The following is a 13,538-nucleotide window of genomic DNA, read 5'->3' as shown; positions in this document are numbered from 1 at the left end:
AGTCGATTAAATAGGTTTGAAGTGGCCCCCGACAACTGTCGGGGTTCTTTTTTGTAAAGAGATCATTCAGGGAAATGCAGGCTTGTTTCTGTATACAGTAGATGCTACAGGCAATTGATTCTAAACAATGGAAAAAATGCATTGATTTGCTGAGAGAGCGGTGCTATTATTTGGTTAAACGATGTTTAAAACGTTGTTTAAAAACGTAGTCAGGAGGTAGGCTATGGCACATTCTGAAAAAAATCAGGCAACCAAAGAAAAAATTCTTGAGACAACATTGGAGTTGATTAAGAAAGAAGGCTTTGAGCGTGTGACCATCAGGAAAATCGCAACGAAGTCAGAAACGAATATCGCGCTTATTAATTACTATTTTGGATCGAAAGAAAGACTGATAAGTGAGGCCATTAAAGTTTTACTAAACAGCTTTCAGGATACCTTTACTATTTTAGATGATCTCAGCTTATCACCAAGGGACCGTTTACAAACCTTCCTCATTCATTATGTTCAGGTTATATTGCAGTACCCAGAGCTTGTATCAAGAATTATCGCGATGGGGACTGCACCGTTTGCATCACAGCAAGAATATGGAGAATTTCTACAAACGATGGGCTTCCAAAAGGTTAGGGCTACATTACAAGAAATCACGCAAGAAAGCGACCCGGATAAATTAATGATGATGCTTACGCAGCTATTTGGTGCCATCTTTTTGCCTGCGTTAATGAAGCCAATACTTGAATCAGGGGCAGGGGTAACAGTTGCGCCAATCGAAGAACAAGTGAATTTCCTATTTGATCACTATTTTCCTTCCAAATAAGAGGATAGGGGAGAAGAGGACATGGACTTTTTACGGAAATATTGGCAGGATTTAGGTGTAGTTGTTGCTTTTATAGTCGGGATCTATTTGTTTGTGAGTTGGCAGGATATCACAGAAATACGTGCTATTTTATGGCTTAGCTTTGTGGCTATTCTTTTCCATCAATTTGAAGAATATCGTTGGCCTGGATACTTCGGGGGATTGTTTAATGTGCTTATTTTTAAAAGTGAGTATCCGCAAAGGTATCCATTAAATCCTCAATCCGCTATGATTATAAATCTTGTCATCGCCTATGTTTTTTATCTGCTCCCTGTCCTATTTCCAGATGTAATCTGGCTTGGTCTTGCCCCTATTCTCATGGGCTTCTTTCAATTTATCTGGCACGGCATTTTTGCCAATATAAAAGGAAAAACACTGTATAATCCAGGCTTGTTCGCCGTTATATTTCTTCATATTCCTGTTGGCGGATGGTATATCTATTACATTGTTACGTATGGCTTAGCGACTACAGTTGATTGGGTAGCTGGGACGGTCTATTTTATCGTCGCTGTGTATGTTCTTATTATTAAGGGCAATATGTGGTTGAAGGATAAAAAGTCGCGGTATAGCTTTTCTGAGCAGCAGATGGGGCCTTATTTATGAGGGGATGTAGGTAGGTGTAGTTTGGGTTTTACAGGGTTTGAATGGACTTGGAGAATTCGTGGACATAGACTCTTGGAATATAAGTAAAAAATGATGATAAGCACTGGCATGTAAGGTCGGTGCTTTTTGTTTTTCATGGAATATCTTATCTATCACGTTTAATTATTGTAAACTGATTAGGAGGGAAAGCAAATCACAAAAAAAGAGGTTCATAGAAAATGACGGAGAAAAATGGTTTTTACGAAGAACTATATTTACAGAAAACGACCTATCCTAATAATCATAGAATTTATCCGATTGCACCGAACGAGTATGTAAACGCACTTACTAACTACCTATCCAAAAAAGTAGGGGATACCCTTACCAAGTTAGCAGAAAAAGAGCAATATGAAGAGATGATTCAGTTAGTTATGAATTTAGAAAAAAAGTTACATGAGGAAAATCTAAGTGACAGCGCATGTCATGCAAAAGATTTACAGGTTAATGCCATACATAACAGATTTCCATACGATCTAGCTAGACCTCTATCTAGTATTCATTATCATTACGGAGATGATGAGAAGCATATTCCTCTCATTTACCCAGAGCTCTTCTTTAGTATTCCTCATCTTGTAACCAACCAAAATAACAGAGGGCAGAATTTCTTTAATATACTACGAACTGAGCTTATAACTGCTGATAGCGTATCCTTTATGGTTAGCTTTATTCGGTGGTCAGGGCTACAGCTTTTGCTAAGCTCTCTTGATGAATTGAGGAGACAAGGTAAGAAGATTAACATTTTAACCTCTACGTATATGAATATTACTGAACCGAAAGCGTTACGCAGATTGCTAGAGCTTGAAAATGTACAGGTGAAAATTTTTGATTCAGGCAATACATCATTTCACACAAAAGCGTATTTGTTTACCCGTAATTCACAGTTAAATAGTGTCATTATTGGATCATCTAACTTATCTCATTCAGCCATCCAAAAAGGGTATGAATGGAATGTTAAACTTCCGGACGCTCCACATATTCCAATTTATAAAAATGCATCACAGTTATTCTTAGAACTGTGGAATGACCAACGAGCTATTGATATCACTTCAGAGATTATTGATGAGTACGAATTAAAACGAAATCAAAGAAAGATAGAGAGAATAGATTCATTTAAACCCTTAGAGATAAGGCAAAAGGTTGTTGCTGAAACTCAACCTACTTATTTGGAAAAAAACAATGAAAATGCGCTTACCCCTAACTCCATGCAAACATCAGCTCTGGATGCATTAAAAGAAACAAGAGAGAGAGGAAATAAAAAAGGCATCATCATTGCGGCTACCGGTACGGGAAAAACCTATTTGTCTGCCTTCGATGCTGTGCAGATGGGTGCTAAGACGGTATTATTTCTTGCACATCGTGATGAATTACTTGAAAATGCCAAGAAAACATTCGCGGCTGTCTTAGGCTCAGAGGAGCAGATTGGTAAGGTTACAGGTGACGTAAAAGAGTGGGATAAACCTTATCTATTTTCAACTGTTCAGATTCTACATCGAGAGGATTCCCTTAAAAGGTTTGATCCAGCTTATTTTGACTATATTGTCGTAGATGAGTTTCACCATGCCGAGGCGGAGACATACCGTAAAATTCTTGACTATTTCACACCTACTTTCTTACTAGGTGTGACAGCCACCCCTGAACGTATGGATGGGAGAGATGTACTAGCTATATGCGACAATAATGTGGTGTATGAAATTAGATTACACCAAGCATTGGAGGCTGGATTATTAGCTCCTTTTCATTATTTTGGATTGGGCGATACGGTAGATTATGATAAAGTTGTTCATCAAAATGGTGTATTTGATGAAGGGGCTTTAATAAAGGCATTAAAAACCAATGAACGTGTTGATTACATCCTTGAGATGATTGAGAAGTTTGGCTATGATGGACGGAAGAGAAGAGCACTTGGATTCTGTGCCACGGTTGAACATGCTAGGTATATGGCTGATGAATTTACGATTCGGGGATATTGTGCCGAATGTTTAACGGGAAAGGACGATCCGGTTGTACGAAGAAAAATGATCGAAAGCCTAGAAAACCCTGACGATCCGTTAGAATTCATTTTCACTGTAAATATATTTAACGAAGGAATTGATATACCTTCTTTGAATTTGGTGTTATTTTTGAGACCAACAGAGTCTGCTACGGTTTTTATTCAGCAGTTAGGTCGCGGGTTACGTAAATCAGAGGAAAAAGAGTTTGTAACCATCTTAGATTTCATTGGTAATAATCAACGTTCTTTTATTGTTCCATTAGCTTTGTCTGGACAAACGAATCACAAAGCGTTTGATCGAGATGCCTTACGAGTAATTGTAGAAACAGATTTTGCTCAGCTACCAGATGGGTGTTTTGCTGAGTTGGAAGAGATATCAAGGCAAAAGATTTTAGATAAAATTAATCTTATTCGGATGGACAACCATCAAATGCTATCTGGATTATATAAAGAGTTTCAACAAGAGCTGGGGTATTCTCCAGAAATTGAGGATTTCTTATATTCGGCTGTTGCTCCAAGCTTGCATTACTTTATCCAGAAATATGGTTCTTGGGTGGAAACGAAGAAAAAGATGAAGGATATGAATTCCTTTGATCAGGAGCTTTTGGCTCACCCTATGGTGTTAGAAATGGTACAGCGACTAGAACAGGCCCTTCCTATCAAATGGCCATATGAGTTTGCTGTGCTATCATTAATAACCACCCTACATAAAGTAACTTCAACAGACGTGATTGTGTTTCTTACAGACAAATTTGTTATTAATATGAAAGGAGAGTACCATGAGACCTATATTCTACGAGCTATGGAGCGTCTAGCAAGATCTTATAAAAAACAAAATTGGGCTTTTGGTAACTTTATAAACAATGAATTTATTTTTGCAGAAGATGTGAAGACTATTTGGATGAATGAAAAATGGAAGACCTATCTGAAAGCAAGAGTAGAATATGGGATAACGGAATTTAGAAGAACCTATAATGCTAGTACTTTTCTGAATGGAGAACAAAAGGTTCAACTGTATCAAAATTACACAAGAAACGACCTCATTTATCTCTTTCAGGCTAAAGCACAAGAGGGCTCATGGCGTGAAGGGATTAGTCGTGTAGACAATCACTATTTATTCTTCGTCACTTTAAAAAAGGACGCCAAAAATACAGCAGAGCACCTGCAATACCATGATTATTTTATTGACAAAAATCATTTCCACTGGCAAAGTGCTAACCAGACTTCTCATCATTCTGATAGAGGGCAGGATTATATCAATCATGGCGAAAGAGATATTCACATTCATTTGTTTGTGCGTAAGTTTACGGAAATGCATGGGAAAACTCTTCCATTTACTTATTTAGGAGAATTAGATTATGTAAGCAGTGTCGGCGATAAGCCTATGAATATCACATGGAAATTACACAACGCTTTACCAGATGATTTGTATCTTGATCTGGTTCGTTAAGCTAAGGAGGATTTTATGAAACAAGTAGATGTAGTGGGAGCAGTGATTATAAATGATCATCAAAAAATCTTGAGTGCTCTACGTTCCCAGCAGATGTCATTGCCGGGGATGTGGGAATTCCCTGGAGGTAAGATTGAAAAAGGTGAGAAGCCTCAAGAATCACTGATTCGTGAGATCGAAGAAGAATTGGGATGCCAGATAGAAGTGGGGGAGCTAATAAGTGATTCTGTGTACGAATATCCCACTGTAAAGGTAAGACTGATTACATACTTTGCCAAGGTAGTGAGTGGTGAACCGATGGCTAGTGAGCATGAAGAGTTAAGGTGGGTAACTGCCGATGAGCTACATTCACTAGAATGGGCACCAGCAGATTTGCCGACACTAGATAAGCTTTCGAAGGAGCAAGTTCTACAGTTTCGCTAACCTATTTTATGAATGCGAATCGTTCTTTTTACCAGATCAACAAAACATTACAAATTTAAACAAGACCCGAGTAACGGATATGCTATGTGTCCGTAGCTCGGGTTTTTACGTTCAATTATATCTTGTAACGATATAATCCAATATTTAGAAAATATCTAATCCCCCACCCTCCACTGTAAAAAATATTTTCGTGGAACATCTTTTACTAATTTTGTTATAATTCTACTGGGAATAAATGTTTATTGGTGAATAAACCAAAAAGAGGGAGAAACCTGATGCAAAAAACCTATGAGCTATCGAATCCCCAAAAGAGAATTTGGTATACGGAGATGATGCATCCTGACACGGCGGTAAACATCATGGCTGGTTTTATAAAAATAACAGGGCAGTCTGATTATGCAAAGCTATGTCAGGCGATAAACGCAGCCATTTATGCCCATGATGCCCTTCGAATCCGTTTAACAGATGAAGGGCAAGCAGAACCAAGGCAATATCTACTAGATTATCAGGAGCGGCAGTTTCCTGTCATAGATTACAGCAAAAAGGTAGCGCATCCTAAGCATGAGGACGTATCAGTAGCACAGGAGTATGAACAAAAATCAATTATAAATAAAGTAGTAGAATGGGCCGAGAGCCAAACGAAGATACCTATGGAGTTGTTTCATTCTGACTTGTACGATATTTCCATCCATTTGATTGATGACGAGCAAATGTGGGTGTATTGCCGATTTCATCATTTGATTGCCGATGGTGTGTCAATTGATATGTTCTGCAATGAGTTTATGGATAACTATGTTCGCTTACTTGCAGGAGAGTCGATCGAGTTGGAAGTACAGCCCTCCTATCTCTCTTATTTGGATAGTGAAATGGAATACGAGGCTTCCGTCCGTTTCCAGAAGGATAAAATCTATTGGCAGGAGGTTTTTTCCAGTCTTCCTGAGGTAAATGGAATCAAACAAGTGCCTACTTATCAGTCGAGTACCTTGGCAGCGAGAGAATCTGTTCCTATCTCAGAGAGACTTCAAGCATTGGTTCACACCTTTTGTAAAGAGTATCAGGTTAGCGTGAATGCCCTGTTCCTAGCTACTCTTTCGATTTATTTGCAGAAGCTTACCTTTTCTGAAGATATTACGATTGGTACGCTTTATGGCAATCGGACTAATCGCACGGATGCGAGCATGTTTGGTATGTTTGTAAGCACGCAGCCGTTTCGTACACAGGTGAATACACAGCTAGATTTTGTCTCCTATGTCCGCCAAATCACTCAGAAACAGGTCTCCATCCTACGACATCAGAAATATCCCTATAATTTACTGATGCAAGAATTACGCACGAAGCATCGGGGGATGGATGAGCTTTTTACGATTGTACTAGAGTATCAGCCTATGAAGTGGGGAGAAAAGGGACAGCTTACATATAGCATGGAATGGCTCTTTAGTGGTCATGTCGGCTACCCGTTGTATGTACATGTAAAAGAGAATATAGACAGCGGACAAATGATGCTTACCTTGGATTATCAGGTTGAAATGTTTGATAAGTCAGAAATAACAAGGGTGGCAGAGCAGCTTCTGCTCCTGCTACAGAATGGTGTGGAGGAGCCTGGAAAAAAGGTTGGTGAACTACAACTACTATCTGAGCAGGAAAGACAGCTACTCTTGTCCTTTAATGAAACCCAAAACGATTTCCCATCGGACAAGACCCTACACCAAATGTTTGAAGAACAGGTTGAAAAGACGCCTGAGCATATAGCGGTCATTTTTGAGAACAAACATCTCACCTATCGCGAGCTAAATGAACAGGCCAACCGTCTGGCAAGAAGGCTTAGACAAAAAGGAGTGCAACCCGATCAGCCTGTTGCCATGATTACGGAACGATCCTTAGAAATGCTCATCGGCATTTTTGCCATTATGAAAGCAGGTGGGGCATACCTACCCATTGATCCTGAATTTCCTAACGAACGAATGGAGTATATGGTACAGGATAGTGGTGCGTTTTTATTGCTTGTGCATCCTTCTTTTGCTGGACATTTCTCATTTGAGGGGGAGGAGATCATCATCCAATCCGATCTCTATGCCGATGAGGATGGGACGAATCTGAAGCCACTGGCACAAGCTCATCATCTTGCATATGTCATCTATACATCCGGCTCGACGGGAAATCCAAAAGGGGTCATGATCGAACACCGATCTGTTATCAGTCGCAATTATTGGTCTCAGAGAAAGTACCCACTTACGGAGCAGGATACGATCTTGCAAAAAACGCCATACACATTTGATGTATCTGTTTATGAATTATTTGGGTGGTCATTTGTAGGGGCCAAGGTATGTTTTTTACAGCCCGGAGCAGAAAAAGACCCAGGTATGATTGTTCAGACAATCCAACAGCATCACATATCCATCATCCATTTTGTCCCATCTATGCTTCATATTTTTCTTACCTATCTTGCGGAAACTGGGATAGCAGAGCAGGTAAAAAATCTCCGGCTTATATTTGCTAGCGGGGAAGCGCTTAAAGCCCAGCATGTTGCCAAGTTCCATGACATTCTACAACCGTATGGCATTTCCCTCCATAATTTATATGGACCCACAGAAACAACCATTCAAGTGACCTATTATGACTGCGATACAGCTACCGTACCATTTGTCCTGATAGGTCGACCAGTCGACAATGTTCACATTTATATCGTTGGTCCGCATGGTGAACAACAGCCTGTGGGAGTGACAGGTGAACTATGTGTGTCTGGTGTTGGTTTAGCAAGAGGATATCTTAATCTACCAGAGATGACAGCAAGTCGTTTTGTCCCAAATCCCTTTACAGATAAAGAGGAGCTGATGTATAAGACGGGGGATTATGCGAGATGGTTACCAAATGGACAATTGGAGTATCTAGGACGCATGGATCATCAGGTGAAAATTCGGGGATATCGCATCGAGTCGGAAGAAATAGAAACACAACTGGTCAAAATAGCTGGTGTGAAAGATGCAGTAGTGGTGGCTGTCGAGAATGAGCAGGGGGATCAAGAGCTTTGTGCGTATATTGTTACGGAGCGAGAGCATAGCATTGGGGCGTTGAGAGAGAAATTAGCTAACGCATTACCGACGTATATGATTCCCACCTATTTTATTCCTGTCCAGAGTATGCCGCTGACACAAAATGGTAAGGTTGATCGTAAAAGTTTGCCATTACCTACACGAGATGCCGACACACTCGGCACAGATGAGGTTTATATTGAGCCAAAAAATGAAAGGGAATGGCTATTGGCAAAGATATGGGAAGCTGTGCTACGAGTGGAGAGAGTAGGAGCACGGGATAATTTCTTCTACCTAGGCGGTGACTCTATTAAGGCCATACAAGTGATGTCTCGTCTCCGGGCCAAGGGCATGTCCTTAGAAATGAAGCGCCTGTTCCAGTTCCCCATTCTATCTGATGCGGCAAGAGGAATTACTTTGCTGGAACAAAAAATAGAATCTCGACTGCATAAAGCTACGGCTCCACTACTCACGATTCCGATGGAGGAACTTCCTTTCTTACAAAGCCAAGTAGAAGAAGATATTCCGATGGGGGACATTGAACAGGTCTACCCCCTAACGCCATCTCAAGAATGGATGTATGTTCACAGCTCCTTGAATCAGCCCTCCTCCTTTTTTATTCAACTGGAGTTGACAGTAAAAGGGCAGATAGACGTGGATTTGCTAGCAGCTAGCCTACAGCGTGTAGTGGAGCGTCACGATGCTCTTCGTACAGTTTATCGTTATACGCAAAGGGAAGAGATCGTTCAATGTGTTCTGAAAAATCGGTATATTCCGGTGCTACAGGCTGATATATCTCACTTAGATGAGCAGGATCAACGCCGCTATTTACAAAACCAACGACTGACTGATCGTGAACGCGGTTTTGATCTTACGCAAGATGTGATGCGTTTAGCTGTGGTTACATTAGCTACCAGCTGCTATCACATCATGGTAAGTACCCATCATATTCAAATCGATGGATGGAGCTTGCAGATTATGCTGCAAGAATGGATGGAGCAGTACCGTACTATGATTCACAAAACCTCGGTGGAAGCAGAGGATGCTGTACCGTTTTATACCTATATGAAATGGATTGAGCAGCAGGATCAGGAAGAATCGCTTCATTTCTGGAGGCAGTATCTCCAAGGATACGAAGAGTCTACCGCTCTGCCGAAAATGCTTGGTGTTGGATTGCAGAAGGAAGAGATGGGGATACATCCAGAGATTGACTATAGACAGGAGAGTATGGAGGACGAGCAAGCAGAGACGATCTTGTATATCGAGAAACATCTCACATCACAGCTACAACGAATCGCTAAGGAAAATCACTCAACTACAGGAGCTATGCTTCAAACGGCATGGGGCATCCTTTTAGGCAAATATAATGGCAGGCGAGACGCTGTATTTGGAAGAACGGTTTCTGGAAGACCGTCTGAGGTTGAAGGTGTAGAAAGAATCATGGGCTTGTTCATCAATACCAATCCATTACGGGTAAGCTGGGATGAGCAGAGTACGTTTTTGGAGCTGTTGAAAAGAGTCAGTAAGCAGGCTGTAGAAGCCAAGCCCTATGAATATTGTTCCTTCTCAGAAATCCAAGCACTAAGTCCAGTAAAGCAAGGGCTAATTGACCATCTGTTTATTTATCAAAACTATCCATTGGATGTGGAGGGGCTTGCTCAAACAACCCAGTCCTTGGGATACACAATGGATTTGTATGCTTATTTTGAGCAGACTCACTATGACTTTACAGTAAAGGTGACACCAGAGGATTCCTTGCAGTTCCACTTTATTTACAATAGAAAACGCTATGATGAGAAGTACGTGAAATGTCTGATGGAGCATTTTATTACGCTGTTACATGGAATTGTCGAGAACTCAAATCAACTGATAGATCAGCTAGAATTGATCTCGACAAAAGACAAACGTGTAATACTGGAACGCTTTAATGATTCAAAGGTGAAGTTCCCAAAAGACAAAACATTTACGCAGTTGTTCGAAGAGCAGGTGATCGCTACATCTAATAAGAGTGCGATCGTGTGGGGAGATCAAACGATTTGCTATCGGGATTTGAATAAGAGAGCGAACCAACTGGCAAGAACGCTGCGAGAAAAAGGTGTACTGGCAGAGAGTATTGTAGGTATTCTCATGGATCGTTCTATCGAAATGTTCATTAGCGTACTTGCGGTATTAAAAGCAGGTGGAGCCTATGTACCAATCGATCCCCATTATCCCAGCGAGCGTATTTACTACTTGCTTACGGATAGCGATTCGATGATGTTACTGACTACGAGAGCGGCAGAGGCCCATATTCAGATAAATAAAGAAGAGTATACGAAAGAAATCCTGTATGTTGAGGATGAATCGAATTACCACCTAGATGGCTCTAATTTGGTTGCTGTTACGAAACCTGAAAACATAGCATACCTGATTTACACATCAGGATCAACGGGAAATCCCAAAGGAGTAATGATTGAACACCGAGGCTATGTGAATGCGGCCTATGCCTGGATGCAGGAGTATGAGCTGAAGCAAAACCCTTGTCGGTTATTGCAAATGGCTAGCTTTTCATTTGACGTATTTGCTGGGGATATGGCAAAAGCGCTCCTTACAGGTGGTCAGCTCATTATTTGTCCAGAAGACATTCGGATTCATCCCCCCGCTTTATATGAATTCATGCGTAAGCATCAAATTAGCATGCTTGATACGACTCCAGCTTTATTTGTACCCATTATGCAGTATGTTGCAGAGGAGGGCTTGGAGCTACCCGATCTGAAGCTAATTCTGCTTGGAGCCGATACTGTATCGATCAAAGATTTCACTTATTTATTACACAAGTTTGGACAAGCAATACGTATTTTAAATACCTACGGGGTAACGGAGGCTAGCATTGAGTCTAGCTATTTTGAAGAGGAAGCTGGTTGGTTGAATGGGCAAAGCCATGTCCCAATTGGAAAGCCATTACCCAATACGAGCTACTATATTGTCAATCAACAGAATCAGTTGTTGCCTGTAGGAATTCCGGGGGAATTGTGCATAGGAGGGGCTGGTGTAGCGCGTGGCTATTACAAGCAGGAGGAATTGACTCTGCAAAAATTCATCCCAAACCCGTATGTATCAGGTGAACGGATGTATAAAACGGGTGATGTAGCTAGGTGGCTACCAGATGGAAATGTAGAGTTTTTAGGTCGTATGGATCATCAGGTAAAGGTGCGTGGATATCGTATCGAAACAGGGGAGATAGAGGCCAAAATCAGGGAGCTTGGGTATGTTAAGGAAGCCGTGGTTTCGGTGTGGACGAGCTCTCTAGGCGAACATGAACTATGCGCTCATCTCGTATCGGATGAAGCCTTATCCTTTGCCAAGGTAAAGGATGATCTAGCAACCTTTTTACCAGGATATATGATCCCCACTCATATGTACCAGATCGATCAGATTCCGCTTACACCCAATGGAAAGGTTGACCGAAAAACATTATCCATCTCTGAAAGGAAAGCGGTTCGCAATCAAGAGTATGTGGCACCGCGCAATCAGCTGGAAGCTCGATTGGCAATGATGTGGCAGGACTTATTAGGAATCAGTCCGGTTAGTATCTACGATGATTTCTTTGAATTGGGTGGACATTCTTTAAAAGTGATGATGTTTGTTGCTAAGGTCCATAAAGAATGGCATGTTCAACTGCCAATTGAAAAAGTCTTCCAATATCCCACCATAGCATCGTTGGCAAAACTGCTTCCAGAAATGAAGAAAAGCGTGCACCAGGATATCCAACCTGCACAGGAGTGCGAATACTATCCGCTTTCTTCTGCACAAAAACGACTTTTCCTGCTTCATCAATTAGACGGAGCTACCGTGAGTTACAATATTTTGGCTGTGATAATGCTGGAGGGAGCTGTAGATCGAGAACGCATGGAAATAGCTTTTCAACACTTGATTCAAAGGCATGCTACATTGCGAACGTCCTTTGAAATGGTGCACGGGGAACCGATGCAACGCGTACATGATAAGGCAGATTTTACGATTCAATATGAAGATATGAGGAACAACCATGTAGCTGAGGAAGATATCCACGCATTGATTCAAGCATGTATTCAGCCTTTTGATCTAGAGACACCGCCTTTACTTCGAGTTGGTCTCATTGAGCTTACGGCAGACCGTCATCTTTTACTAGTAGACATTCATCACATTATTTCAGATGCCGTCTCCATGGCTACCTTTACGGATGAATTTGTACGACTTTATCAAGGGGACGAGCTACCTGCACTACGCCTGCAATATAAGGATTATGCCGTATGGCAGCAATCCTTTAAACAAACCGCCCCCTATTTGAAACAAGAAGAATATTGGCTGCAACAATTAGCTGGAGAGCTTCCTGTTCTGCAACTCCCACTTGATTACCAGCGTCCGGAGGCTCTCACGTTTGCAGGAGATCAGTTATCGATTACTCTTGATCAGGAAACAACCCACCTCGTGCATCAAATAGCAGAGGAAACAGGAACAACCCCCTTTATGATCTTACTTTCAACGTTCGGTCTGCTACTGGCTCAATATAGTGGTCAGGACGAAATCATGATTGGGTCACCGATTGTAGGCAGGAGAGATGATGATATTCAACGGATCGTCGGTATGTTTGTGAATACATTGGTACTTCGAATGCATCCAAAGGGTAGTAAATCGTTTGCAGCTTATTTAGATGAGGTTAAATTGACTTCGTTAAAGGCTTTTGAGAACCAAGACTATCAATTTGAGGAGCTAATCGAAAAGGTGAAGGCTGAGCGAGTTCCTAATCGCAACCCTCTTTTTGATGTAGCATTTGTACTCCAAAATACAGATTGGCAAACAAGCCAAGTAAATGGACTTACGTTAATACCCTATCCGTACACGCATCAAACAGCAAAATTCGACCTTACTTTGCAGGCAATGGAGCAAGGAGACAGGTTCCATTTCACATGGGAGTATCGTACAGCGTTATTTAAACGTGACACCATTGAGCAGATGGGACAGAATTATGTGGAGCTTCTCCGGATGGTTACAGCGAACAAGGATATGCTCATAAACGAGATTCCCTTTTTGCGAACGAAAAAAATGGAGAGTGCCATAACGGAAGACTTCACGTTTACATTTTAACAGGTAAGGGTTTTTCTCTGGTAAAAAAGGGAGGGGCATTCTCTC

Annotated in this window: 5 protein-coding genes; all 5 read left to right on the top strand. The window is 41.2% G+C overall.

Annotation, left to right across the window (positions count from 1 at the left end):
* Window positions 1-223 precede the first annotated feature (223 nt).
* The 5 genes from ACQV1I_RS19385 (at window position 224) to ACQV1I_RS19365 (ending at window position 13,493) form a co-directional block, all read left to right on the top strand.
* Window positions 224-814, top strand: a complete 591-nt coding sequence (locus ACQV1I_RS19385; protein WP_116334159.1) for a TetR/AcrR family transcriptional regulator — start codon at window positions 224-226, stop codon at window positions 812-814.
* Between the two features lie 21 nt (window positions 815-835).
* On the top strand, window positions 836-1,456 hold the full coding sequence (locus tag ACQV1I_RS19380) for an HXXEE domain-containing protein (protein WP_094701027.1): 621 nt from the start codon (window positions 836-838) through the stop codon (window positions 1,454-1,456).
* 218 nt (window positions 1,457-1,674) lie between these two features.
* Window positions 1,675-4,935 (top strand): DUF3427 domain-containing protein, encoded by a 3,261-nt coding sequence (locus ACQV1I_RS19375; protein WP_116334158.1) that lies wholly within the window; start codon window positions 1,675-1,677, stop codon window positions 4,933-4,935.
* A gap of 15 nt (window positions 4,936-4,950) precedes the next feature.
* A complete protein-coding gene (gene mutT / locus ACQV1I_RS19370; protein ID WP_094701023.1) occupies window positions 4,951-5,358 on the top strand; it encodes an 8-oxo-dGTP diphosphatase MutT in 408 nt (135 codons plus the stop codon).
* Window positions 5,359-5,633: 275 nt separating this feature from the next.
* Window positions 5,634-13,493, top strand: a complete 7,860-nt coding sequence (locus ACQV1I_RS19365; protein ID WP_116334157.1) for an amino acid adenylation domain-containing protein — start codon at window positions 5,634-5,636, stop codon at window positions 13,491-13,493.
* Window positions 13,494-13,538: the final 45 nt, after the last annotated feature.

The organism is Brevibacillus sp. JB24b, assembly GCF_051713385.1.
GTDB classification, from domain to species: domain Bacteria; phylum Bacillota; class Bacilli; order Brevibacillales; family Brevibacillaceae; genus Brevibacillus_B; species Brevibacillus_B laterosporus.
The sequence above is the reverse complement of the archived record's forward strand: the minus strand, read 5'-3'. Positions and strand labels throughout refer to the sequence as shown.

Excerpts from the sequence above, each read along its gene's own strand:
- ACQV1I_RS19375 (WP_116334158.1), top strand. The coding sequence starts at position 1,675 with ATGACGGAGAAAAATGGTTTTTACGAAGAACTATATTTACAGAAAACG.
- ACQV1I_RS19380 (WP_094701027.1), top strand. The coding sequence starts at position 836 with ATGGACTTTTTACGGAAATATTGGCAGGATTTAGGTGTAGTTGTTGCT.
- ACQV1I_RS19385 (WP_116334159.1), top strand. The coding sequence starts at position 224 with ATGGCACATTCTGAAAAAAATCAGGCAACCAAAGAAAAAATTCTTGAG.
- mutT (WP_094701023.1), top strand. The coding sequence starts at position 4,951 with ATGAAACAAGTAGATGTAGTGGGAGCAGTGATTATAAATGATCATCAA.
- ACQV1I_RS19365 (WP_116334157.1), top strand. The coding sequence starts at position 5,634 with ATGCAAAAAACCTATGAGCTATCGAATCCCCAAAAGAGAATTTGGTAT.